The following is a 23,673-nucleotide window of genomic DNA, read 5'->3' as shown; positions in this document are numbered from 1 at the left end:
CGCCATGACCCAATTTCCATCAACCACGCGTCAGCCGAAGTTCCGACTCCTGACTCCTGACTCCTGACTCCTGTATTCTACATTCTGCATTCCGTATTCTCATTCATTCCCGGTATGTCTCCCACACATCTCGCCCTCATCACCCTGCTCGTGCCGCTCGCGTCGGCTGCGATCATCGCGCTCTTCCTGCGACGCTCCGGCACGCTTGCGCAAATCATCTCCGTCACGGCCTGCGCCGCGTATGCCGCCGCCGCGCTCATGCTGGCGTTCGGAGGTTCGCGCCAGCTTCTCAAAACCACACTTCCGGGGTATCGCGATGAAGCCGTCAACGCATCCTTCGACTGGCTGAGCATCGGTGACTTCACACTTTCGTTGGGAATCAAATTCGACGACCTAGCCGCGCTCATGCTCGTCATCGTCGCGATTGTCGGCCTGTGCGTTCACATCTTTTCCATCGGCTACATGCGCGACGACAAGGCGCGCGCGCGTTACTTCGGCGGACTCTCGATCTTCATGTTTTCGATGACGGGCATCGTGCTCGCGGACAATCTTTTCATGATGTTCATATTCTGGGAACTCGTCGGATTCAGTTCCTGGCTGCTCATCAACCACTATCGCGAAAAACAATTCGCCGCCGACGCCTCCAAAAAAGCTTTCATCGTAAACCGCGTCGGCGACTTCGGTTTCCTCCTCGGCATCATCGCGTGCTATTACGTTTTCGGCACAACCAATCTCACCGAAATGTCCGCGAAAATCGCCGGAGGCGCGGCCGTTGCCACCTGCATTCCCCTTGCGCTCTTCTGCGGCGCGGTCGGCAAGTCGGCGCAATTCCCGTTGCACGTCTGGCTGCCCGACGCGATGGAAGGTCCCACGCCCGTCTCCGCGCTCATCCACGCCGCGACGATGGTTGCCGCCGGTATCTACATGCTCTGCCGCATCGAGCCGATCTTCGCCGCCGTGCCCGCCGCGCTGAACGTCGTCATGTGGGCCGGCGTCATCACCGCGCTCTACGCCGCTCTTTGCGCCATCACGCAAAGCGACATCAAAAAAGTCCTCGCATACTCCACGCTCTCCCAACTCGGCTACATGGTCGCGGCGTTTGGCTTGGGGAATATTGTCAAGGACGTGGGGATGCAGCCATCGGGCAACGGAGAAATGGCTCCCCTTTTTCTCATTTTTGGCACAGGCGCAGCGGCCGCGATGTTCCATCTCACTACACACGCATTTTTTAAGGCACTCCTTTTCCTCGGTTCAGGTTCTGTTATCGCAGGCTGTCATCACGAGCAGAATATTTTCAAGATGGGCGGACTTCGGAGAAAAATGCCGATAACATTCATTACATTCACGATTGGTGTGCTGGCGATCATCGGCATGCCGTTTCTTTCAGGATTTTTTTCCAAGGATTCCATCCTCTACTTGGCGATGCATAATAACATGGCGGCCTTCAGTATTCTTACGCTTACAGCGGTGCTGACTGCGTTTTACATGGTTCGCATGTGGAAGATTACATTCTTGGGACAATCCCGCAGTGAGGAGGCATCGCATGCCAAAGAAAGCAGTATCTCAATGACAACGCCGCTTATTGTTTTGGCGTTGCTCGCGGTGGGGTTTGTTTATGTTCCGGTTTTCTACAAGGCGTTTCTTGGCGTATTTGATAATGTGCCGCTTGCTCAAGGCACCGCCCACACCATCATCCTCATCACCAGCATTGCCGTCATGCTCATCGGCGCGGGCGCGGCGCTGGCGTTCTACAAGTCGGCGGCGACCGACACGCTGCGCGACCGCATCCCGGGCGTGTTCACCATCCTCACGCATCTCAAGGAAACGCCCGACCGCGTTTACAACTACTACGTCACAAAACTCCAGCAACGCTTCGCGCTTTTGCTGAACTTCCTCGACCAATTCCTCATCGGCGGACTGATCGTGCGCGGCCTTGCGGGGCTGACGGGTTTCTTCGGCCTCGGCGCGCGCGCGCTGCACGTCGGCAGCATCCACGCCTACGTCTATTGGTTCTTCATCGGCGTCGTCCTCATCTGGGCCTTCGCCACCGGCTTTCTAAGCTGAATTTTACCGACAACCTTTTCACCAATTTAACCCAACCCATGAAATTATTTTCGATTTTCGATTCTCGATTTTCGATTGGGGAGCTGCCGCTCCATTGCGCATCCGGCGCGGAAGCGCCCAATCGTTTCGAGGCCGAAGGCCGACAGTCTGCCAAATCGAGAATCGAAAATCGAAAATTCCTCCAATGAATCCATTCCCGATCGATCTTCTCCTTCTCTCGATAGCGACACCGCTGGCCGCCGCGCTTATCATCGCGTTCGGGCCGTCGCGGAAAATCGCGATGATTCTCGCCTACATCGGCTTTTCGGTGCCGGCGCTCGTCGCGATCTATCTCGTCGGCAAGTTTGCCGGAATGCCGCTGCACCACGGTTACGCCTACTTCACCAGTTACGACCTGGGACTCGCCGCGTGGGGCATCAAGCTCACGCTCGGGCTCAACGGCATTTCGCTCGGGCTTTTTGCGCTCGCCGGAATCGTCGGTTTCGCCGCGGGGTTTTACGCAATCCAATCCGGAGCGGAGCGCCTGCGCCAATACCTGCTGCTCCTCCTCGTCATGCAGGGCGGGTTGATGGGCGTGTTCGCGAGCGTTGATATTTTCTTTTTCTACTTCTTCCACGAGTTCGCGCTCATCGCGACATTCATCATGGTCGGCGTCTGGGGCGGCCGCGACCGCAACTACGCCGCGATGATGATGACAATCTACCTGACACTCGGCGCGATGCTCTCGCTCGCCGGACTCATCGCCATCTACTGGACCAGCGGCGCGGCGAACTTCGACCTCATCGCGCTCCGCGACGCCATCGCCTCGCAACCGCTCTCCGAGGTCGTGCAGAAAAACATTTTCGGCATCCTCATGTTTGGCTTCGGCATCCTGGTCTCGCTGTTTCCGTTGCACTCGTGGGCGCCGCTCGGCTACGGCGCCGCGCCCAGCTCGGCGGCGATGCTGCACGCGGGCGTGTTGAAAAAGTTCGGACTCTACGGGCTCGTGCAAATCGCGCTCCCTCTCATCCCGAGCGGCGCGGCGCACTGGTCGCACATCCTCGCGATTCTCGCGCTGTGCAATGTCGTCATCATCGGCTTCGTGACCATCGCGCAAACCGACCTCAAGCAGATGATCGGTTACAGTTCCGTGATGCACATGGGCTACGCGTTTCTAGGCGTGGCCGCGATGAGCGCGCTCGGCGCCGGCGGCGTGGTGCTCATGATGATCGCGCACGGCCTGTCGGTCGCGCTGCTCTTCCTCCTTTCAACGAGCATCCATCACCGCACGCAAACCTTCGACATGGCCTCGATGGGCGGCCTCGCAAAACAAGCGCCGCTGCTCTCCGCGCTCTTCGTCGCGGCGATATTCGCGAGCATCGGACTGCCCGGCTTCGCAAACTTCTGGGGTGAGCTGACCATCTTTGTCGCGCTGTGGGGCTTTTCCAAATGGATGACGATTGCCGCCGTCGCGGGCATCATCATTTCGGCAATTTACGGCCTGCGCGCCGCGGCGCGCATCTTCTTCGGGCCGCCGACGGAAACCTTCGCAAAAATCGCCGCCGAGAATCCCGTGACCGACCTGCGCTGGAGCGAGCGAGTGCCCGCGTTCGTGCTGCTCGCCGCGTTGGTGCTCGTAGGTGTCTGGCCCAAAATCGTGACCACCCCGCTCAACGCGCAATTAACGGGATTGAGTGGCATGGGCGACTCGCCCATGAGCATGGCTGCGGATGCGCAAAACACGGGCGGGTCGCCCGTGCCACCCAACCCCTCGCGATCGGCGCCCGCGAAATAATTTTTTTATCAGGAAACGAAACCGATGACCTCCGAATTTTTACTAAAATCCCTCGCGCGCGCCGGCGCCGGCAATGAGTGGACGCTTATTGCGCCGGAAATCCTCCTCGCCGGGCTCGCACTCTTGCTGCTCGTGTTTGAGCTGGCGCTGCCCAAGGCCATGCGCCGTTTCATTCCCGCCATTTCGATCGTGGGGCAGATTTGCGTGCTCGCGGCGGCGCTTCTGTGGGCGCTTGAGCCAAAGATAAACGGCAGCACCCTGACCGGCTCCATTTTCTACGGCATGCTGAAATTCACGCCCACGGGACAATTCTTCCGCGTGTTTTTTGTCATCACCTCGATTCTGGTGCACGCCATCGCGATGATCTCGCTGCCAAAACAACGCGTGCCGCGAGTCGAGTTTTTCCATATCGTGCTCGTGATTACCGCGGCGATGATGCTGCTCGCCCAAGCAAGCCATTTCCTGATGCTTTTTGTGGCGCTGGAAACAATCACCGTCGGGTTCTACGTCCTCGTCAGTTATTATCGCGCGAGCGCGTTTTCCCTTGAGGCGGGATTAAAATATCTCGTGCTCGGTTCGCTCAGTTCGGGACTGCTGCTTTTCGGCATCGTGCTGCTTTACGGCATGGCGGGTAATCCGGCTGCAGCGGGACGTTATCCGATGCTCGATCCCCTCAGTTACCTGCAAGTGCATCATTTTCTGGCAAACAACGCCGACAACTTCATCGGCAACCTTGGGGTGCTCTTGGTGCTCAGCGGCATTGCCTTCAAGATTGGCTTGGTGCCCTTCCAAATTTGGATTCCCGACGTGTATCAAGGCGCGCCCACGCCCGTGACGGCGTTTCTCTCGGTCGGTTCCAAGGTCGCGGGATTCGCACTCCTCTTTGCGCTGCTGCCCATAATCTCGCCCGTTTTTCGCGTGGTTGTGCCGCTGCTTGTGGTGGTGACGTTTGCCACGATCATTTTTGGCAATCTCGCCGCGCTCACCCAATACAATGTCAAACGGCTCATGGGGCTGTCGGGCGTCTCGCACGCGGGTTTTCTGATGATGGGAATCGTGGCGGGCATTCACTTGAAGGGCTCCTCGGACATCCCTCTGTTCATTTACATAATCGCCTACACGCTCGCCTCGTTTGCGGTGTTCGGCGTCATGGCGCTTGTGGCCGGTGAAAACGATGCCGAGCAGGAATTCAGCGATTATCACGGACTGGCAAAGCGCAATCCGCTTCTCGCGGCGGTGCTTGTTGTTGCACTCGGCTCGCTCGCGGGCCTGCCTCCGCTGTTTGGTTTCATGGGCAAGCTGCTCATTTTCATCGATGCGTTCCAGGCGGGCTTTTACTGGCTGCTGGCGGTTTCGATTCTCGCCGTGGTGGTTTCGATTTATTACTACTTCGGGTGGATACGCGCGGCATTTTTCCAAAACTGGCAGTCCTCCGCCGTGCCCGACGAAACGCCCGTGCATCCCGCCGACCGAATCAGGGTGCCCGTCATGATGCGGCTGCTGCTCATCGTGCTCACACTGTCCACGCTGTGTTTCGGCTTGTATCAAAAACCCGTCATCGAGTTCCTGAATTTGCTGCGGATATTTTGACCTGAAGCAATCGCATGCGAAGGGCGAGCCAACCGGCGCCCCCGCTATTTCAGCAAATCCGTGTGGCCGACGATGCGCGTGATGGCGGGATATTCGTCGCGCGCGTGGTGCTCGATTTCGTCGATCAACCGGTGAGCGCGCGCAACATCGAGCGACGCGGCGGCGCGGCAATGATAATTGACCACCAGGCCGCCCGGCGTCCGGCGCACGCGGACATTGTGGATGTCTGAAACCGATCCGCTTTGCGCGGCGAGTTTTTCGAGGAGCCTCGTGATTTCGGAGACAGTTTCGGGCGGCGCATCCTGACCGGTGAGATGTTTGACTTCCAGCGGCTCGATATGCGGCTCGACCTCGGTTCCCGCGCCAAACTCGGCGCGGATTTTCGCCTTCAGTGACTCGGCGGTTTCATGCGCCTCGCCGAGACTCATGCGGCCATCCAGTTCCAGGTCGAAACTGATCGAAAGATGCGCGCCGATATCCTGCACCGTGACATGATGCACGGCCAGTCCGCGCCTGTATGCAATGTGCGTGACGCGTTCGCGCACGGTTTCGCTGCGCGGGGCGACAGGCGAGGTTGTCACGGTCAGCATGGTGTCAGGGAATTCCTTGCGGATAGCGGCGAGGACCCTGGCGCGAATCGCGGAGGCCTGCTCCATTGAAAGCGTGCGCGCGACCATCAGCGTCATTTCGCCAAAAACCTCGTGCCCGGCGGCGCGCAGGCGAATGTCGCCCGTGCCGAGCACGCCGGGCTCGGCGGAGGCGATTGTGCGCAGCCGGGCGACACGCCCCTTCGGCGCGGCGTCGAGCAGCGTGTCGAGCGTGCGCCGCCCGAGCCGCCAGCCCGCAACGGCGATGAACCCCGCGACACCCAGCGCCGCGATTGCGTCGCCGTAGAGAAAACCAAAGCGCGATGCGATCAACCCGAGCAGCACGAGCACCGACCCGGCCATGTCGGACGAAAAATGCAGCACATCGGCCGCGAGCGCCTGACTGCCCGTGTCGCGCGCCACTTTGCGGAGCGCGCGAATGCGGTTCAGGTCGATCAGGATTGAAACAATGACAACGGCAAACACCAGCGGCGTGGCCTCGATAATGTGCCCGCCCGAAAAAATGTTTCCGGCCGCTTGCGCAAGCACGGCAAGCGCGAGCAAAAACAGGATTCCTGTTTCCACGAGCGCGGCGACGCTTTCGAATTTCGCATGGCCGTATTGATGCTCGTCGTCGGCGGGTTTGTTTGATGCGCGGATGGCAAACCAGGTGACGGTGGTCGCGAATGTGTCGACAAGCGCGTGCGCGGCCTCGGAGAGCAGCGCGAGCGAACCCGAAAACAATCCCGCCAGCAACTTGCCGACCGTGATCACCGCGCTCGCAATGATGGACCAGCGGGCGACGCGCTCCTTGCGGACGGCTGCGTGCGTGTGGGAGGCTTCCATGCGGATTCAGACTACGGCTTTCGCATCACGGCCCGCGCCCAATTTTTTGTCGGGACTAAGCGCGCAAAGACGCCGGCTGAGCGATTCGGGCGTCGTGGCGCGGTCGCGCAATTCCCCGGGCGACACCAGTTCGCCGCGCAGGCGCACGCGCGAGAACGGGCGCGGCAGATAAAAACGGTCCCAGCTGCGCAGTTGCCGGGCGTGCTGGAATTGCATGCCGATGAGCACGGCGGCGGCTTTTGCGCGGCGCGCCACGATCATGCCGCCGCCCTTGAATCCGTAAATGGGGCCGCGCGGTCCGTCGGGGGTGATTCCGATGTCGTGGCCCTGTTGCATGACATTGATGAGCAGGGCGACTGATTCGCGCGCGTTGAAACTGCTGGATCCGCGCACGCACTTGATGCCGATGATGTCGAAAAACGCGGCGAGCCACGCGCCATCCTTGCTGGCGCTGACGAGCGCGTAGAGATTGCGCCGGCGGTAGCGCCTGAAAACTTCGCCGATCAAGAACAGCCGGTTGTGCCAGATGATAAACGCGACGGGCGTGTCCTCGTTTCGGAGGGCTTTCTCGCTTTCCTTGTCGCAATCAAAACGGATCGATGCGCACCAGAGCCGCACGAGCATGCCGAGCGGCCATATCAGCATGCGTTTCCAGCCGCATATGGTCACGACCTGTGTTTCGATGTTGTCGGTTTTTTGGCTCACGGTGTCGGGTGTCTGGATGGTGAAAATCGCATCTGCGCCGCATGATGCAAGACATCTCAACGCGCCGCAAGTGCCGCGAATTGTTATGTCGCCGCGCGAGCAATCGAACCGGGCGTGGCGGCCTGGCCACGGCGTTTCACAGCGTCTTTACAAGCACCTTCGGGTTGCGGCCGCTTTCCTCGTAGAGTTTGAGGCGGGCCTCGGGGAGGATTTTTTTGTCGGTTTCACCGAAGTCCATCGCGGCGGTGAAGAAGGAGTAGCTTTGCGTGGAGAGGGCGACGGCGGTTGTCGCGCCGCGCTCCTGCGCCTTCATGCAGGCGTAGGTGACGAGTTTGCGCCCGATGCCGCGGTTTTGGTGGTTCGGCGAAACATACAGCGAGCCGATTTCGGCGAGCTCGGGTTTGTCGGGATAAAAGTAGAGCGACACGCAGCCGATGAGGGTGTCGTCGATTTCGAAAAGGTAAAACTGGTCGATGTTTTTTTCAATGGCCTGCTGCGTGCGGTAGATGAGCTCCTCGCGGCGGACCGCGCCGCGGGTGAGGTTGTGGATGGCGCGCACGTCGCCGCGCCTGGCTCGGCGGATTTGCTGGTAGTCGTTTCCGTAGATGAGCGTGCCGACGCCTTCGTTGGAAAAGATTTCGTTGAGCAGGCTGTCGAATGCGCGTCCGTCGATGATGTGCACGCGCGGGGTGCCGGTTTCGATGGCGCGAAGGGCGTTGACCGCCTTGCTTTGCGCGTCGGGCGCGATCTGCTCGGGTGTTTTTTCGAGGATGTTTTTGAGCGTGGGCGCGGGAATGTCGCGGCGCAACTCGCCCTTGATTTCGAGGCCGGGGAGGGGGGCGAGGTAAATGATTTTTGTGGCGCGGAGCGCCTCGGCGAGCTCGGCGGCGAGGAGGTCGGAGTTTATGCGGAGCGCCTTCCCGTCGGGGCCGAAACCGATGGGCGAGACGATGGGGGTGATATTTTTTCCGATGAGCGTGTTGAGAAACTCGGTGTCGATTTGGTCAACTTTGCCGGTGAACTGATGGTCGACGCCGCGGAGGATGCCGAGGGGGAGGGCGCGGACGGCGTTGGTGATGGCGCACTTGATGGCGTTTTGCGTGAGACCCTCGAGGATGACGTGCGAGACGCGCGAGGAGGCGCGGATGGCGAGGTCGAGCGTGGCGGCGTCGGCCACGCCTGTGCCGGCTTCGTCGGTGATGGGAACGCGGCGCAGTTCGGAGAGTTCGCGGAGTTGTTTGCCGATGCCGTGGACAAGCACGACCTTGATGCCGAGGCTGCGGAGCACGGCGATGTCCACGAGGAGGTTGCCGAAATTTTCGTCGGCGATGATGGCGCCGTCGAGCGCGATGACAAAGATTTGGTCCTTGAAGCGGGGCACGTATTTGAGGATGCCGCGCAGGTCCACGGGTTTGATCGTCGTGGCGGTGGCGGCGGGCGCGGGGGATGTGGATACGTTGCTCATCGCGGAAAAGGTTTAAGGTTGAGGATGAAGTTTAAGTTGCAAGCGGAGCCGCGCGTCAATGCGTGAACACGGGGATTACGGGCGGCCTGGCGATGGCGGCGGTCACCCCTTGTTTCGCGGATGGAATTGCGCGTGCTGGTCGATCAGGCGCCTGGACTCGACGGCCGTGTAGATTTGCGTGGTGGCGAGGCTCGCGTGGCCGAGCATTTCCTGGATCGCCCGCAGGTCCGCGCCGCCGCCGAGCAGGTGCGTGGCGAACGAGTGGCGCAGCAGGTGGGGCTTCACTTTTTTTTCGAGTCCGGCGCGCCGCGCGTATTGCGTGACGAGAACCCAGAGCGTTTTGCGGGAAATCGCCGTGCCGCGTTTGCTCAGGAAAACCTCGGCGCCGGTTTTTCCCGTGCGCACGAAGCCCGGGCGGGCGGCGTCGAGATAGACGCGCAGCGCCTCGATTGCCTTGCCGCCGATCGGCACGACGCGCTCCTTGGAGCCTTTGCCGAACACGCGCAGGAATCCGTCGTCGAGGTTGATTTGCGGGATTGTGAGCGTGGAGAGTTCGGAGACGCGCAGTCCGCTCGAGTAAAACAGCTCGAGGATGGCGCGGTCGCGCACGGCCAGCGCGGAGCCGCCGGTCGGGGCCGAGAGTATTTTTTTCATTTCCGTCTCGCTCAATGTGCCTGGGATGCGGCGCGGGAGCTTGGGCATGGAAATGAGCTCGGTGAAGTCGTCGGGGCGCAGTTGGTCGCGCACGAGCTGGCGGGCGAAGACGCGCAGCGAGGTGAGCTTGCGCGCGCTGCTCGCAGCGCTCATGCCGTCGTCGCGCAGCGCGTGCAGCCACGCGGTGGCGTCCTCGGCGCTCGCGTCGAGCCACGACTTGAGGCCGCGTTTTTCGGCGAGGAACGCGGCGCAGGCGTCGAGATCGTTTTGGTAGGCGGACTGGGTGTTGAACGAGAGGCCTCGTTCGAGGCCGAGGTAGGCGATGAATGCGTCGATGCGTTCCGCGAGCCCGGCGGGGGCGCGGCTTGGCTCAAGTTTGCGGTATTTTTTCGGAGGCGGCATCGGCGTGTGTTGCGCGCAATAAATGACATCGCGGCAAAAACGGGCAAGCCGCGATGCGGCGGGCGCATTCGCCGTGCTTTTGCCTTTTCAGCGGGGCCGCGGGATTGCACGCTTGCGCGCATGACCAACGCCTCCATTCCCGCGCTGATTTTTCCCGCGATCTCGCTGTTGTGCCTTGCCTACACAAACCGGTTTCTCGCGCTGACGACGCTGGCGCGCGGAATCCTGAAGGAGCACTCGGTCGCGCCGCAGCCGCATTGGGAGGTGCAGTTGATCAACATCCGGCACCGGCTGCATCTGATCAAGCGTATGCAGATGCTCGGCCTCGCTGCGCTGTTGCTCGCGGCGTTGTCGATGGGGCTCATGTATTTTTCCGTGCCGTGGTATTCCGGCGAAATCACACTCGCGCTCGCGCTGGTCTGCTTCGTGTCGTCGCTCGCGACGTGCGTGCACGAGATCACGCTTTCGATCGACGCGATCGAGGTGGAATTCAAGCGCGCAAAGGTGCCGGAAATCTAATGCGCGCTCGCGGACGTTTTTCCGGACAAGAACCATAATCCATTTAACCAATCATGAAATCCAGCAACAACCCGGCCGACTACACCGAGGCGGAACTGCGCGGCGAGATCGAGCGCGGCGCGCGTCTCGTTGTTTATTCCTACTGCGTGTCATTTCTCGTGGTCACTCTTCGCCGCAGCACGCGCGCGTATCTGATCCATCCGGGGGCCGGCGGGTTCGGCTGCGCGCTTCCGTGGGTGCTTGTTTCGCTCCTCTTCGGCTGGTGGGGTTTTCCGTGGGGAATCATCTACACGCCCGCCGCGCTCTGGCGGACAATCAGCGGCGGCACCGACCTGACCGACGATTGGCGCAAATACTACGATGAGTCGTTGCGCGCCGGGCGTGCGGCAAATCTTTCACCTTCCGAACAACAGCAACCGGCGCCTTCGTCTTTCAACCGTCCGCAACCCGCCGCGCCGATGCCGACGCAGTTCGGCCCGGATTCGTCAACTCCCGCCAGTTTTCGCGACGATGCGCAACACACTTCGCGCCCGTCGCCGGTGTTTGTTGCGTTCAGGCTCGCCGCCGTGCTGTGCGTGTTTGTTTTGGCCGTCTATGTTTGCCTCGGTTTCTGGACGATGAACACGACGCGCACGGTCACGCTCGTCAACGGGCTGGGCGTTTCCTACAAGGTCGCGTTTAACGACGCTTCGCACGAGTGTCCCGCGGCGGCGGGGGAGGGCGCTCCGGTCAAACACATCGAGCTTCCGGGCGGCCGCTACGAGGTGCGCGCCGAGCTTCCCGGCGTGAGCCAGGCGTTCACCGCCACGATCCACGTGGGGCCGGCTTCCATCTGGACGTGGCCCGGCGGGCTTCATCGCGCCGTCATTATAAATCCCGACCGGCTCGCCATCGTCTATCGGGAAAGAATCACCTACACCGCGCGCACCGCGTCCGGCAAGGACGGCGACGACGCGCCCAATCCCATCGAGTTGTTCGTCAACGAGGGCGTTTACGACATTCGGAAGCCCGATTATTATTTCACGGATGCGCCGTCCGCGCTTCGCTTGAAAAAAGGTTCGAACTCCACGCGCACGCATCTCGATGTTGTTCGAGGTATGTCGCTGATGGGTGCGGGCGATCTTATTCATAAATTCTGCACACCGGAGGCCTTGGCGGATTACGCCGCGAACGCCAGTCTCGTCTACGGCGTCAGCGCGGTTGACGTGCTCTTTAACATCGCCACCCAAATGAAGCCGGATGAGATGCGGCGGCTTTTTGAAAGACACATCGACGCGCGTCCGGTCAACGTGCAATGGCATCGTCACTACCAGTCGTGCATGGAAATCGGGTTTCCCGATGTTGATTTGGTCGCCGGCTACCGCGCGCGCCTCACGGCAAATCCGCAAAACGGTGCATACAGTTACTTGCTGGCGCGTGTTATTTCCGATGACGACGAGGCGCGTGAGCTTTACGAAAAGGCGCTCACCGCCCCCGAGGAACCATGCGCGTTTGCGTGGAACGGGCTCGGTTTCCTGGCCCTTCGCAATGGTGACCACGCCAGGGCGCTTGACTGTTTCGAAAAATCCGCGGCCAAAGATGAACAAAACGACCGCAACGTGGAACGGCTCAATCTTCTTGTGGCGCTCAACCGTCCTGACGACGCGCTCGCGCTCGCGAACAAATGGGCGCTGGCCTCGCCCAAGCGCATGAATCATGCGGTTGACGCCATGCTCATGCTCGGCGTGTGCAAACGTCCAAGCACGGAAGCCACGCGTATGCTCATCGCTTTTGATGATGCGTTTGGCTCCAAGATGACCAGGGATATTCGCGCCGAATTTCGCGCCCTTTTGGAATCTTCATACGCTTATGGCATGGGCGATGAAAACCGCTACTTGGCGCTGATTCGTCCGAATCAGCAAGGCGGCGGGCAGGCGTTGAATTACGCGCTCAGCCGGGGCGACCATGTTGCGGTGGCCAAAATACAGGATTCGCTGGACGATCCCCTGGCGCACGTCTGGTTTCTCGCAGCCATTGTCGCGCATCATGGAAACGATGCTGCCAGTGCTGACGCCTATTACGCAAAGGGCATTGACTCATTGCGCAGGGCGGATCGGCGGGGTCGCGTGCTTGCCGATATTCTCGAATCGTCCCGCGAGGCGCCTCCTAGTATTGTTGCGGTTATGAAAGGCACGGGGCGATCTTGCGAGGATCGCATAATTTTTTGTCTTCTCGGTTTCCGTCATCCCTCCCACCGCGACGCCTTTTGGAATGAAGCCAAGGTTAGGAACTACGCCCCCTCGTTTCCGCACCTCCTGCTCAAGCGCGCAATGGCGCAGTAGCGCGAACATACCAGCCCGCGCCGACCGCAAAACACCCAACCCAACTCCGACATGAATACCCCTCCCAACTTTATAAAACCCCGCCGGCGCCCGGGCTCGCGCCTGCGACCGTTCGCGTTGGCTTGCGCATGGTTTGCTTTTTTCTTCTGCGTCACTGCCCCCGCGCAAACACCCACGGGCACGACCGCGCCGCCCGTCGCCGACACCGGGCAAACCAAGGCCGCCATCGCGCACATGCGCGCGCCGATTCGCTCGGTTCCGCTCAGCGTCGTCGTCGAGTCGCTCACGGGCCACAAAGTTCTCCCCTTCGATTTCGAAAATCCAAACCACGCCGAGGTCCTCAAGCGCCTGAATCGCGCCGCCGCCGCGGTTGTTGCGAAAATAAAATCCGAGGGCGGCATCAACAGCAAACGCGTCAACGAAGTCGGCAACACCGTCGAGAAATACGTCCGCGACGCGCTCGACGCCGAGGGGCTGCCCTCCGCCGTTCCCACCGGCGCGAAAAGCGGCAGGGCGCGCGGTGTCGGCTACCCCGACATCACCTTCACGTTCAACGACGAGCGTTTCTACATGGAGTGCAAAACCTACAGCGCCGCCACGGCCGGCACCACCATGCGCACCTTTTATCTCTCGCCCTCCGACGACCCGAAAATCGCGTGCGACGCCGTCCACCTCCTCATCGCCTTCGAGACCGTGCGCGCCGGCGACACCTACCAGCTCGTCCACTACAAACTCATCTCGATCGAGCAACTCGCGCTCGACGTGAAATACGAATTCAACTCAAATAACCGCCGCATGTATTCCGGCAACGACGGCGCCGTCACAATCGCAGACGTTGCTTGCGAGTAGATTCCCGCTCATTCATTTCCTTTTTCACATGGCCGCCACATCACCAAATCTCGACATCGAAAAACTCGCCTCGCTCGCGCGCATCGACCTCGCGCCCGACGAAAAGGAGAAGTTCGCCGCGCAGCTCGGCGACGTCCTCAAATACGTCGATCAGCTCAAGCGCGTTGACATCACCGGCATTGAGCCGACCGCGCACGGCTTCCCCATTTCCAACGTCTGGGCCGAGGACAACGTCACGCCCGGCTTCACCGCCGACGAAGCCCTCCGCAACGCCCCCGCCCAGCGCGACAACATGATCAGTGTGCCGAAAGTAGTCGAATAACCAAAGACGTTCGCATTTTCGATTTTGGATTCTCGATTTTCGATTGCGCGCTACCGCGCGGCACCGAAATCGAAAACGGAGCGGAAGCTCCCCAATCGAAAATCGAGAATCGAAAATCGAAAATTCCAATCTCCCAGATGCCAATCAACCTCCCGCTCACCCAAGTCTCCTCGCAACTCGACTCCCGCGCGATCTCCGCCGTCGAACTCCTCCAAGCCTGCATCGACCGCACCAAGGCCGTTGATTCCCGCGTCGGCGCGTTCAACTCCTTCGACGAAGCCGCCGCGCTCGCTCAAGCCCGCGCGTCCGACGAACGCCGCGCCGCCGGTAAAACGCTCGGCCCGCTCGACGGCATTCCCGTCGGCCTCAAGGACATCATCTCCGTAAAGGATCAGCCGCTCACCGCATCGTCGAAGATGCTCGCCAATTACATCTCGCCCTACGACGCCACCGTGACGCGCAAGCTCCGCGAAGCCGGCGCCGTTTTCTGGGGACGCCTCAATCTCGACGAATTTGCGATGGGCTCCTCCACCGAAAATTCCGCGATGGGACCCACCAACAATCCCTACGACCTCGCGCGCGTCGCGGGCGGCTCCTCCGGCGGAAGCGCCGCCGCCATCGCCGCGGGCGAAGTCACCGCCGCGCTCGGCACCGACACCGGCGGCTCGATCCGCCAGCCCGCGTCGTTCTGCAACCTCGTCGGCCTCAAGCCCACCTACGGCCTCGTCTCGCGCTACGGCGTCTCCGCCTACGCCTCCTCGCTCGACCAAGTCGGCCCCATCGCCCGCACCGTCGAGGACGCCGCCATCATGCTCTCCGCCATCGCCGGGCACGACCCGCTCGACTCCACCTCCATCCTCGCCGAAATCCCCGACTACCGCGCCGCGCTCCACCAGAAAAAAGGCCCGTGGCGGCTCGGCGTCCCGAAGGAATATTTTGGCGACGGACTCGATCCCGAAGTCGCCGCCGCCGTCCAAGCCGCGATCAATTTCTACAAAAACCAAGGCTGCGAAATCCGCGAAGTCTCGCTCCCGCACACCGAATACGGTATCGCCGTTTACTACATCGTCGCGACCGCCGAGTGCTCCTCCAACATGGCCCGCTTCGACGGCATTCGCTACGGCCACCGCTCGACCGCCGCGACCGACGCCGTTGACATCTACTCGAAAACCCGCGCCGAAGGCTTTGGCGAGGAAGTCAAGCGCCGCATCATCCTCGGCACCTACGTTCTCAGCAGCGGATATTACGACGCGTATTATTTGCGCGCGCAAAAAGTCCGCACGCTTATCCGCCAGGATTTCATCGACGCCTACAAGCAAGTTGACGCCATCATCGCGCCCACCTCGCCCACGCCCGCCTTCCTCAAAGGCTCGCACAAGACGCCCCTCGAGGCCTACCTCGGCGACATCTACACCATCGGCGTGAACATGGCCGGCCTCCCCGGCCTGAGCATGCCCTGCGGCTTCACGCAAACCGGCCTCCCCATCGGCGTGCAACTCATCGGCCAGCCCTTCAAGGAAGCCGAGTTGCTGTCAATCGCCCACGCCTACGACAGCGCGCACGACTGGGCAAAGCGTCAACCCAATCTCTGATTTATTAACCACGGAGAACACGGAGAGACACGGAGAATGCAGAGATGAGGGCCGACTTTATTTCCACATGAAAATCACATTACTTCAGGAAGAACTCACTGAAAAAATTATCGGAGCGGCCATTGAGGTGCACAAGGTGCTCGGGCCGGGACTGCTTGAGTCAACCTATGAGGCCGCTCTCGCATTCGAGCTCGGACTGAGGGGCCTGAAATATGAGCGCCAAAAAGAAATGCCCGTGAACTATAAGGGTTTTCTCATCGAAGTCGGTTATCGTTTGGATTTGCTAGTGGAAAACGAAGTCGTCCTCGAGCTGAAAGCCGTGGAAGAGCTTCACGCCGTTCACGAGGCGCAACTCATCACCTACCTAAAACTCTCCGGACACCGCATCGGTTTCCTCATCAATTTCAACGTTCCCCTGCTCAAGGATGGCATATTTCGCAGAGTCCTCTGACTCCGTGCATCTCCGTGTCCTCCGTGGTTAAAAAAAGAATTTTTCCAAAAAAATGAAATACGAAGCCGTCATCGGTCTTGAAGTTCACATTCAGCTCAAGACCCGCACAAAAATGTTCACCCGCGCCGCCTCCGGTTACGGGCACGAACCCAACACGCTCACCGACCCGGTCGTCCTCGCGCTCCCCGGCGCGCTGCCCGTGCTCAACAAAGCCGCCATCGACCAGATCATCCGCGCCGGCCTCCTCGTCAACTGCCGCATCGCCGACGAATGCCGTTGGGACCGCAAAAACTACTTCTACCCCGACTCGCCCAAAAACTACCAGCTCACCCAGCAATTCGCCCCCATCTGCCTCGGCGGCTCCGTCGAAATCGAGCTCCCCGGCTCCGCGCGCAACATCATGGGCGAGCACAAAACGATTCCGCTCAACCGCATCCACCTCGAGGAGGACGTCGGCAAGCTCAACCACTTCGCCACCGAGTCGCTCGTCGATTACAACCGCGCCGGCACGCCGCTCATGGAACTCGTCACCGAACCCGCGCTCGCCAGCGGCGACGAAGCCGCCGCGTTCCTCACCATCCTCCGCGCCACGATGCAGCAAGGCGGCGTCTCCGATTGCGACATGGAAAAAGGCCAGATGCGTTGCGACGCCAACGTCTCCATCCGCCCCGTCGGCTCCACCGCGCTCGGCACCAAGGTCGAGATGAAAAACCTCAACTCCATCTCCTACGTCCGCGACGCCATCGAGCACGAAATCAAGCGCCAGACCGCCCTCGTCGAAAAAGGCGGCTCCGTCGTCCAGGAAACCCGCGACTACGACGGCCTGACCGGCGTCTCGCAATCGCTCCGCACCAAGGAGGACGCGCACGACTACCGCTATTTCCCCGACCCCGACCTCATGCCCGTGCACGTCAGCGCCGAGTGGAAAAACTCCCTTGCCGCCACGCTCCCCGAGCGCCCCTTCGACCGCCAGCGCCGCCTCATGGCCGACCACAACCTCCCCTACACAATCACCTCCGTCCTCATCTGGGACAAACCCCTCGCCGACTACTACGACGCCGCCGTGAAACTCGCCGGCCCCGACGCCCCCGCGCTCGCGCAACCCCTCGGCAACTGGATTACCAATGACCTCCTCCGCGAACTCGGCGCGACCAAGGCCACCTTTGAGGAAGCTGTCGCAAAAATCCCGCCCGCGCACCTCGTCGCCCTCGTCAAACTCATCGCTGCCGGCACGCTCACGACCAACACCGCCAAGGAAGTCTTCGCCGAAATGTTCGCCACCGGCGACGCCCCCGAGCCAATCGCCGACCGCAAAAACCTAAAAGCCGTCCCCACCGACGCCAACGAACTCGAACAATGGTGCCGCGACGCGATCGCCGCCAACGCGAAGGCCGCCGAAGAATTCCGAGCCGGCAAGGAAAGCGCCATCAACGGCCTAAAAGGCCCCGTGATGAAAGCCAGCAAAGGCAAGGCGAATCCAAAGCTCGTTGACGAAACCTTGCGGCGGTTGCTGGCAGAATAATGGCTCCGGTCGGCGATACCAAAGGTAGGGCGAAGCCTCCGGCTGAGCCGGAATTGTCACCGAACGCGAAAAAGCAATCGGCTCAGCCGGAGGCTTCGCCCTACCTAACATCCCTCCTCGCCACCTGGCGCGCACTTGTCGCGCAATCGCCAACCGCCACCGCTGTCATCGACGGCGACACCGCGCGCGTCTGGACTCGCGCCGAACTCGCCGCCGCCGCGCGCGCCTGGCTCGATTCACTTCCTGCCGACGCCCGCGCGCACATCACGCGCCGTCGCGTGGTCATGGCCGAGCCGAACAGCGCGCGTTGGTTTTATATTTTTCTCGGTCTGCTCGAAATCGGCGCCGTCCCCGCGCTCGCCGATTCCAAGGAAACACCCGACCGCCTTGCCGCCATTGCCGACGCCAGCCGCGCCGCCGCGATCTTGCGCGACGGTGAACTCACCCTGCTCGCGCCTCGCCCGCCCGTTCGACGCCGCGACGAATTGCTCATCAAACTCACCAGCGGCAGCACCGGTGTTCCCAAGGCGCTCGTTTTCACCCACGCGCAAATGCTCGCCGACGGACGCCAGATTTGCGCCACCATGCGCATCGGCCCCGGCGACCTCAACCTCGGCATCATCCCCTTCGGGCACTCCTACGGACTCGGGCACCTCGTCATTCCGCTCCTCGAACAAGGCACGCCCCTCCTCAGCGCCGCCAGCCCGTTTCCACAATCCATCGCCGCCGATTGCGCCCGCTGGAAACCGACCGTTTTTCCCGCCGTGCCCACGCTCCTGCGCGCGCTCTCAAACACCGACGTTTCGCCCGTCGCGCTCGCCAGCCTGCGTCTCGTCATTTCCGCCGGCGCGCCGCTCCAGCCCGCCGACGCGCTCGCCTTCGCAAACAAATACGGCAAACACGTCCACAATTTCTACGGCACCAGCGAAACCGGCGGCATCGCCTACGACCGCAACGGCGACGCCGCGGAAACTGGCCGCGCCATCGGGCAACTCATCGACGGCGTGCGCATCACCTTCCGCCGCGGCAAACGCTTCACCGTCGAAAGCCCCTCCGTCCACGGACGCGGACGCTATTCGCCGCCCGATCGCGGTGAATTCAACCCTGCCGGTGAACTCACCCTGCTTGGCCGCGCCGGACGCACGCTGAAAATCGCGGGCCGTCGTCTCGACCCCGGCGAAGTGGAAACGATGCTCCGCGCCCTGACCGGTGTGCGCGAAGCCTTTGTCGCCGCGCATCCGACGCGCCCCGACGCCATCGCCGCCGCCGTCGCCACCGACGCGCCCTTGCCGACCGCCGCCGACATCCGCCGCCAGCTCACCCCGCGCCTCGCCGCGTGGAAAATCCCCGACCGCATTGTTGTGCTGCCGGCATTCCCGCTCACCCAGCGCGGCAAAACCGACCGCGCCGCGCTGATAAAGCTGATCGCAAAGTGAGCATTCGATGCGCGCACAATGCGTGTGTGTGGGGTTCCCTGCGTTTTTCCGGGCAAAGGTTTGGGTGGTGACGATGAGTGTGCTTTGGGTTCGCTCGAATTTTTTTGGAAAGGGTGGGGGCATTCGCGAGGTCGACTCCGTGAGGATTTGCGTAAATTCTTCTTGCGCCGCCTTGCGCGCTCCTAGATATATCGCGGCTTGCGTTAGTGGAAGTCCGTCGGTTGCGGATTCCCACCATGACCGGTCCGGCATCCCGCCGGATTGGAACGGTGCCACCGGCAAACGCCCGCGTTGTCTCACAACTTCGCAGGCAGGAGCGGGTTGCGCGGACGCCCTTCAACAAGGCGCCCCTACGGTCGTGCAGTTCAAAACCACAAAACCACATGTCAACAGTAGTAAAACCAGAAATCATCAGTCAGTTCAAAACACACGAGAAGGACACCGGATCTTCCGAAGTCCAGATCGCGTTGCTCACCGCTCGCATCAATCACTTGACCGAGCATCTGCGCACGCATCGCAAGGACTTCCACAGCCGCCGCGGCCTTCTCCAGATGGCCAGCCGCCGCCGCAAACTCCTCGATTACTTGAAGCGCAACGATCTGCCCAAGTATAACGAGATGCTGCAAAGGCTCAGCCTCCGTCGCTAACCACTCTTTTCAGCACACGGGCGACCCGATCCGCGGGTCGCCCGTTGTCTTAACTGCCCCGCGCAGCCAACGACACTCGCCACAGATTCCGGGACATTTCCGCTTGTCTCTTCCGCCACAAAAAACGGCGCGGGCGCCAAACGGAAATCTCTCGAACACTGAACGAGGATGCAAAAAAGACACCTCCCGGCAAAAGCAACGCGAACACCATTGTCCGCGAGTTTTTGCCCATAATAAAAACCAGTCAGAGATTTAGAACCGCGAACGAACGCGAATAGACGCGAATAACAGGCCGATTTTCGACCCGTGTTTCATTTGTATTTATTCGCGTCCTTTAGCGTCCATTCGCGGTTAAAAAATAAACCCGGAAACCATCAATACCCTCTCGAATTATCTTCCGTGGTTCATCAATCCAAAATCGAGAATACAAAATCCAAAATACGAACATGAATCAAAAACACACAGTCACAGTCCCCGAGCTCGGCATCACCTTTGGCACCGGCTCGCTCGCGCACCTCGCCAACGGCGCGGTCACCGTCCAAGTCGGCGAAACCACGCTCTTCGTCGCCGCCACCGCCGCCGAAAACATCAAGCCCGGCCAGGACTTCTTCCCGCTCACAGTCGATTACCGCGAAAAATATTCCGCCGCCGGACGTTTCCCCGGGGGGTATTTCAAGCGCGAAGGCCGCCCCTCCGAAAAGGAAATCCTCACCTCGCGCCTTTGCGACCGCCCCTGCCGCCCGCTCTTTCCCGCCGGCTTCCTCAATGAAGTGCAGGTCATCGGCCTGCTCCTCTCTGCCGACCAAATCAACGACGCCGACATCTCCATGGTCAACGGCGCCAGCGCCGCGCTCGCCATCTCCGACATTCCCTGGTCCGGCCCCATCGGCGCCGTGCGCGTCGGCCAGATCGACGGCCAGTTCGTCGCCAACCCCACCATCGAGCAAATGTATTCGTCCGACCTCGACCTCATCTACGTCGGCACCGAAAAAGACATGCTCATGATCGAGGGCTCCGCCGCGCAGCTCCCCGAGGACCGCTTCATCGAGGCGCTCGAATTCGCGCACAAGGCCATCCAGCCCATCATCGCCGGAATCAAGCAACTCGTCTCCATCGCCGGCAAACCCAAGCGCGAATACCCGCTCGTCGCCGCCAAGCCCGAGGCGCGCGCCATCGTCGAGCGCATCGCCGCCCCCAAGATCGTTGACGCCATCTTCGGCAAGGAAAAACAAGTCCGCTCCGCCAACGTCGCCGCCCTCAAGGAGGAGTGCAAAGCCGCCCTCACCGCCGAGCTCGGCGAAGGCAATTTCGCGGATCACGACATCGGCATCGTCTTCGAAGACCTCCAATACAGCGCCTACCGCAAGGCCGTTCTCGAACGCGGCACCCGCGCCGACGGACGCGACTCGACCTCGCTGCGTCCCATCGCCGCCGAGGCCGGCATCCTCCCCCGCGTGCACGGCTCCGCCATGTTCAAGCGCGGCGATACCCAGACCATCGTCACGACCACCCTCGGCCCCACCAAGGAAGCCCAGGACCTCGACGCCCTCACCGGCGGCGCCAAGTCGAAATCGTTCATCCTCCACTACAACTTCCCGCCGTATTCCGTCGGTGAAACCGGCCGCTTCGGCAGCCCCGGCCGCCGCGAAGTCGGCCACGGCGCGCTCGCCGAGCGCTCCCTCGTTCCCGTGCTCCCGCCCGAGGACGTCTTCCCGTATTCGATCCGCGTCGTCTCCGACATCATGGCCTCCAACGGCTCCACCTCGATGGCCTCCATCTGCGGCGGCTGCCTCTCGCTCATGGACGCCGGCGTGCCCATCATCGCGCCCGTCGCCGGCATCTCCTGCGGCCTCATGACCGAAAACGCCGACGACGGCTCGATCTCCAAATGGGTCACCGTCACCGACATCCTCGGCGAGGAAGATCACTTCGGCGACATGGACTTCAAGCTCGCCGGCACCACCACCGGCATCACCGGCTTCCAGCTCGACCTCAAGATCAACGGTCTCCCCTTCGAGATCGCCAAGAAAGCCATCTATCAGGCCCGCGACGCGCGCATTGAAATCCTGAAAGTCATGCTCGCCTCGATCCCCGCGCCCCGCGCCCAGCTCAGCACCTACGCGCCGCGCATCCAGACCATCCAGATCGATCCGGACAACATCGGCCTCCTCATTGGCCCGGGCGGCAAGACCATCCGCCGCATCGTCGAGACCACCGGCGCTCAAATCGACATCGCCGAGGACGACTCCGGCAAGGTCTTCATCTACTCGAACAACGCCGACTCGATGACCCGCGCCATCCAGGAAATCGACATCCTCTGCGGCGGTGGCGCGCAAATCGAAGTCGGCAAGCTCTACCGCGGCGTCGTGAAAGGCACGAAGGAATTCGGCGCCTTCGTCGAATGCATCCCCGGCAAGGAAGGCCTCGTGCACATCAGCGAACTCGCTGATTTCCGCGTGCGCCGCACCGAGGACGTCTGCAAAGTCGGTGACGAAATGTGGGTCAAGTGCATCGGCATCGACGAACGCTCCGGCAAAGTCCGCCTCTCGCGCAAAGCCGCGATGAAGGAAATGGAAACCCAGCAGCAAGCCGCCAATGGCGAAGCCGCGCCCGCCGCCGACACGCCTCCTCCCGCCGCCCCGGAAACCCCGGCCAGCTAAGCGAGAAAAAAACAAAACAATCATTCACACTCAACGGCGTCCCATAAAACGGACGCCGTTTTTTTGTAGCGCGGACTGCCAAGTCGGCCTGTTTGAAAAGCGAAAAATGAGCAAGCATGGCAGTCCAAGTTGCTGTGGCCGATTATCTTGTGAACGTGGGTGGCATGGGCGTTCCGCCCATGCCACGCCGCCAATCTTTGTAAATCAAAACTTCCTGCTTACCTTTCGCGTTCGCTTGTTTTTCCTTGCCGGGGAAAGCATTTAATAACTTATTAAAAATCCAAACCACAGGCAAAACCCCATTGCAGGCCTAATGAATACGAGCGAACCTTCCGTCATGAAAGCGACATCACGCGCATCGAAACCCAGTAAGGGCACGCTCGTCGTGCAAAAATATCGGGCGCAGATGAATACGCTGACGGACGCTGAAAGACTGGATCTCCTGAACGAGGGCCTCGCGATGATTTATTCCAAGCCCTCTCATGCCCCCAAAGCCCAAAGTCGTCGCCGTTGATACGAATATCCTTCTGGATATTGCTGTTCCCAAGGATGCGGCAACTGATGCGGTGGATTTGATGCGCGAACACATGCCCGGTTGCGCGTTTATCGTGCTGCCGACGGTGATTCTGGAACTCCGGTATCTCTCAATAAAAGGCGATGCCGAGGTTCGGATGCTTGCCACGCGAGCGCTCCATCAAATGCGGGCATGGGGATTTCAACCGGTGAATTATATACCTGCGGGCCATGCAATCACCGAACGGATCGCCGATAAAATGCGCGCTCAAGGACTGCTTCCGGAGGAGGAGCGAAACGACTCGTTTATTGTCGCTGAAGCCGCGCTTGCGCTGTGCGAAATGATCATTTCCTCCGACCACCACATGCTCGAAATCCCCAAGGCAAAACTGCACGCTCTGCTTGACGCGCATGATGTCGGCTGCCTGGAAATTGTGTCCCCTTCGGACATGTTGAAGAAGTTTTCGTAACACGGGTTTCCAGTCCGAGGGCTTGGGTAGCATAGACATCCTGCCCATGTGGATAGAGTGGCATGGGCGACCCGCCCATGGACGGCGCTCCGCGTCGCCTCTTTTCAGTGGCACAGCTGCCTGCGAACGGAGTTTTCATCTGTTCAATTACCAGAAAGACCCATAGACATGTTGACCCGGGGCAACGGTCCGGAAGCAAAGCAAAAGTCAACACCATGAAGCTCCAATCATTGCGAGTGCTTGGCAACCGAGGCATCGGATGGCTCCGGAGCCACCTGAAGCAG

19 protein-coding genes are annotated in these 23,673 nt (G+C 60.9%); 15 read left to right on the top strand and 4 right to left on the bottom strand.

Annotated elements, in window-relative coordinates:
* The first annotated feature begins 114 nt into the window (after positions 1-114).
* The 3 genes from M2447_RS00095 to M2447_RS00085 all read left to right on the top strand — a co-directional run bounded on the left by M2447_RS00095 (position 115) and on the right by M2447_RS00085 (position 5,428).
* The gene (locus tag M2447_RS00095) at positions 115-2,064 is read left to right on the top strand and encodes a proton-conducting transporter membrane subunit (protein ID WP_277556784.1); all 1,950 of its coding nucleotides are present in this window, start codon (positions 115-117) and stop codon (positions 2,062-2,064) included.
* A 184-nt stretch (positions 2,065-2,248) separates the two neighbouring features.
* Complete coding sequence (locus M2447_RS00090; RefSeq protein WP_277556782.1) at positions 2,249-3,838, top strand: NADH-quinone oxidoreductase subunit M; 1,590 nt, start codon at positions 2,249-2,251, stop codon at positions 3,836-3,838.
* A gap of 24 nt (positions 3,839-3,862) precedes the next feature.
* Entirely contained in the window at positions 3,863-5,428 is a 1,566-nt protein-coding gene (locus M2447_RS00085; protein WP_277556780.1) for an NADH-quinone oxidoreductase subunit N, read from the top strand.
* Between the two features lie 44 nt (positions 5,429-5,472).
* On the opposite strand, the gene M2447_RS00080 is transcribed toward M2447_RS00085, so the two are convergent.
* From M2447_RS00080 to M2447_RS00065, 4 genes are all read right to left on the bottom strand, one after another.
* A complete protein-coding gene (locus M2447_RS00080) occupies positions 5,473-6,861 on the bottom strand; it encodes a cation diffusion facilitator family transporter (RefSeq protein WP_277556777.1) in 1,389 nt (462 codons plus the stop codon).
* A 6-nt stretch (positions 6,862-6,867) separates the two neighbouring features.
* A complete protein-coding gene (locus M2447_RS00075) occupies positions 6,868-7,566 on the bottom strand; it encodes a DUF374 domain-containing protein (protein ID WP_277556775.1) in 699 nt (232 codons plus the stop codon).
* A gap of 136 nt (positions 7,567-7,702) precedes the next feature.
* A complete protein-coding gene (argA, locus tag M2447_RS00070) occupies positions 7,703-9,031 on the bottom strand; it encodes an amino-acid N-acetyltransferase (protein WP_277509718.1) in 1,329 nt (442 codons plus the stop codon).
* A gap of 102 nt (positions 9,032-9,133) precedes the next feature.
* Entirely contained in the window at positions 9,134-10,087 is a 954-nt protein-coding gene (locus M2447_RS00065) for a site-specific tyrosine recombinase (RefSeq protein ID WP_277509719.1), read from the bottom strand.
* Between the two features lie 120 nt (positions 10,088-10,207).
* Here M2447_RS00065 and M2447_RS00060 point away from each other — a divergent pair, with 120 nt between their 5' ends.
* The 12 genes from M2447_RS00060 to M2447_RS00005 all read left to right on the top strand — a co-directional run bounded on the left by M2447_RS00060 (position 10,208) and on the right by M2447_RS00005 (position 23,389).
* On the top strand, positions 10,208-10,606 hold the full coding sequence (locus M2447_RS00060; protein ID WP_277509720.1) for a DUF2721 domain-containing protein: 399 nt from the start codon (positions 10,208-10,210) through the stop codon (positions 10,604-10,606).
* A gap of 53 nt (positions 10,607-10,659) precedes the next feature.
* Entirely contained in the window at positions 10,660-12,927 is a 2,268-nt protein-coding gene (locus M2447_RS00055; RefSeq protein ID WP_277509722.1) for a tetratricopeptide repeat protein, read from the top strand.
* Positions 12,928-12,978: 51 nt separating this feature from the next.
* Complete coding sequence (locus M2447_RS00050) at positions 12,979-13,776, top strand: hypothetical protein (RefSeq protein WP_277509723.1); 798 nt, start codon at positions 12,979-12,981, stop codon at positions 13,774-13,776.
* A 28-nt stretch (positions 13,777-13,804) separates the two neighbouring features.
* Positions 13,805-14,098: an Asp-tRNA(Asn)/Glu-tRNA(Gln) amidotransferase subunit GatC gene (gatC, locus tag M2447_RS00045; protein ID WP_108823729.1), complete on the top strand. Its 294-nt coding sequence runs from the start codon at positions 13,805-13,807 to the stop codon at positions 14,096-14,098.
* A 137-nt stretch (positions 14,099-14,235) separates the two neighbouring features.
* Positions 14,236-15,690 carry an Asp-tRNA(Asn)/Glu-tRNA(Gln) amidotransferase subunit GatA gene (gatA, locus tag M2447_RS00040; protein WP_277509724.1) on the top strand — a complete coding sequence of 485 codons (1,455 nt, stop codon included), beginning with the start codon at positions 14,236-14,238 and terminating at the stop codon, positions 15,688-15,690.
* Positions 15,691-15,757: 67 nt separating this feature from the next.
* Positions 15,758-16,141: a GxxExxY protein gene (locus M2447_RS00035; protein WP_277509725.1), complete on the top strand. Its 384-nt coding sequence runs from the start codon at positions 15,758-15,760 to the stop codon at positions 16,139-16,141.
* Between the two features lie 52 nt (positions 16,142-16,193).
* Positions 16,194-17,663 carry an Asp-tRNA(Asn)/Glu-tRNA(Gln) amidotransferase subunit GatB gene (gene gatB / locus M2447_RS00030; protein ID WP_277509726.1) on the top strand — a complete coding sequence of 490 codons (1,470 nt, stop codon included), beginning with the start codon at positions 16,194-16,196 and terminating at the stop codon, positions 17,661-17,663.
* 53 nt (positions 17,664-17,716) lie between these two features.
* Positions 17,717-19,099 (top strand): class I adenylate-forming enzyme family protein, encoded by a 1,383-nt coding sequence (locus tag M2447_RS00025; RefSeq protein WP_277556773.1) that lies wholly within the window; start codon positions 17,717-17,719, stop codon positions 19,097-19,099.
* Positions 19,100-19,482: 383 nt separating this feature from the next.
* Positions 19,483-19,746 carry a 30S ribosomal protein S15 gene (gene rpsO / locus M2447_RS00020; protein ID WP_108823724.1) on the top strand — a complete coding sequence of 88 codons (264 nt, stop codon included), beginning with the start codon at positions 19,483-19,485 and terminating at the stop codon, positions 19,744-19,746.
* Positions 19,747-20,192: 446 nt separating this feature from the next.
* A complete protein-coding gene (gene pnp, locus M2447_RS00015; protein ID WP_277556771.1) occupies positions 20,193-22,406 on the top strand; it encodes a polyribonucleotide nucleotidyltransferase in 2,214 nt (737 codons plus the stop codon).
* Positions 22,407-22,743: 337 nt separating this feature from the next.
* Entirely contained in the window at positions 22,744-22,920 is a 177-nt protein-coding gene (locus tag M2447_RS00010) for a hypothetical protein (protein ID WP_277509730.1), read from the top strand.
* A complete protein-coding gene (locus tag M2447_RS00005) occupies positions 22,889-23,389 on the top strand; it encodes a type II toxin-antitoxin system VapC family toxin (RefSeq protein WP_277509731.1) in 501 nt (166 codons plus the stop codon). The genes M2447_RS00010 and M2447_RS00005 overlap by 32 nt, the downstream gene beginning before the upstream one ends.
* Positions 23,390-23,673 lie beyond the last annotated feature (284 nt).

Source organism: Ereboglobus sp. PH5-10 (assembly GCF_029504735.1).
Taxonomy (GTDB): domain Bacteria; phylum Verrucomicrobiota; class Verrucomicrobiia; order Opitutales; family Opitutaceae; genus Ereboglobus.
The sequence above is the reverse complement of the archived record's forward strand: the minus strand, read 5'-3'. Positions and strand labels throughout refer to the sequence as shown.

Bases quoted from the DNA above. Each gene is read 5' to 3' on its own strand.
- M2447_RS00095 (WP_277556784.1), top strand. From the start codon at position 115: ATGTCTCCCACACATCTCGCCCTCATCACCCTGCTCGTGCCGCTCGCG.
- M2447_RS00090 (WP_277556782.1), top strand. From the start codon at position 2,249: ATGAATCCATTCCCGATCGATCTTCTCCTTCTCTCGATAGCGACACCG.
- M2447_RS00085 (WP_277556780.1), top strand. From the start codon at position 3,863: ATGACCTCCGAATTTTTACTAAAATCCCTCGCGCGCGCCGGCGCCGGC.
- M2447_RS00080 (WP_277556777.1), bottom strand. From the start codon at position 6,861: ATGGAAGCCTCCCACACGCACGCAGCCGTCCGCAAGGAGCGCGTCGCC.
- argA (WP_277509718.1), bottom strand. From the start codon at position 9,031: ATGAGCAACGTATCCACATCCCCCGCGCCCGCCGCCACCGCCACGACG.
- M2447_RS00065 (WP_277509719.1), bottom strand. From the start codon at position 10,087: ATGCCGCCTCCGAAAAAATACCGCAAACTTGAGCCAAGCCGCGCCCCC.
- M2447_RS00060 (WP_277509720.1), top strand. From the start codon at position 10,208: ATGACCAACGCCTCCATTCCCGCGCTGATTTTTCCCGCGATCTCGCTG.
- M2447_RS00055 (WP_277509722.1), top strand. From the start codon at position 10,660: ATGAAATCCAGCAACAACCCGGCCGACTACACCGAGGCGGAACTGCGC.
- M2447_RS00050 (WP_277509723.1), top strand. From the start codon at position 12,979: ATGAATACCCCTCCCAACTTTATAAAACCCCGCCGGCGCCCGGGCTCG.
- gatC (WP_108823729.1), top strand. From the start codon at position 13,805: ATGGCCGCCACATCACCAAATCTCGACATCGAAAAACTCGCCTCGCTC.
- gatA (WP_277509724.1), top strand. From the start codon at position 14,236: ATGCCAATCAACCTCCCGCTCACCCAAGTCTCCTCGCAACTCGACTCC.
- M2447_RS00035 (WP_277509725.1), top strand. From the start codon at position 15,758: ATGAAAATCACATTACTTCAGGAAGAACTCACTGAAAAAATTATCGGA.
- gatB (WP_277509726.1), top strand. From the start codon at position 16,194: ATGAAATACGAAGCCGTCATCGGTCTTGAAGTTCACATTCAGCTCAAG.
- rpsO (WP_108823724.1), top strand. From the start codon at position 19,483: ATGTCAACAGTAGTAAAACCAGAAATCATCAGTCAGTTCAAAACACAC.
- pnp (WP_277556771.1), top strand. From the start codon at position 20,193: ATGAATCAAAAACACACAGTCACAGTCCCCGAGCTCGGCATCACCTTT.
- M2447_RS00010 (WP_277509730.1), top strand. From the start codon at position 22,744: ATGAAAGCGACATCACGCGCATCGAAACCCAGTAAGGGCACGCTCGTC.
- M2447_RS00005 (WP_277509731.1), top strand. From the start codon at position 22,889: ATGCCCCCAAAGCCCAAAGTCGTCGCCGTTGATACGAATATCCTTCTG.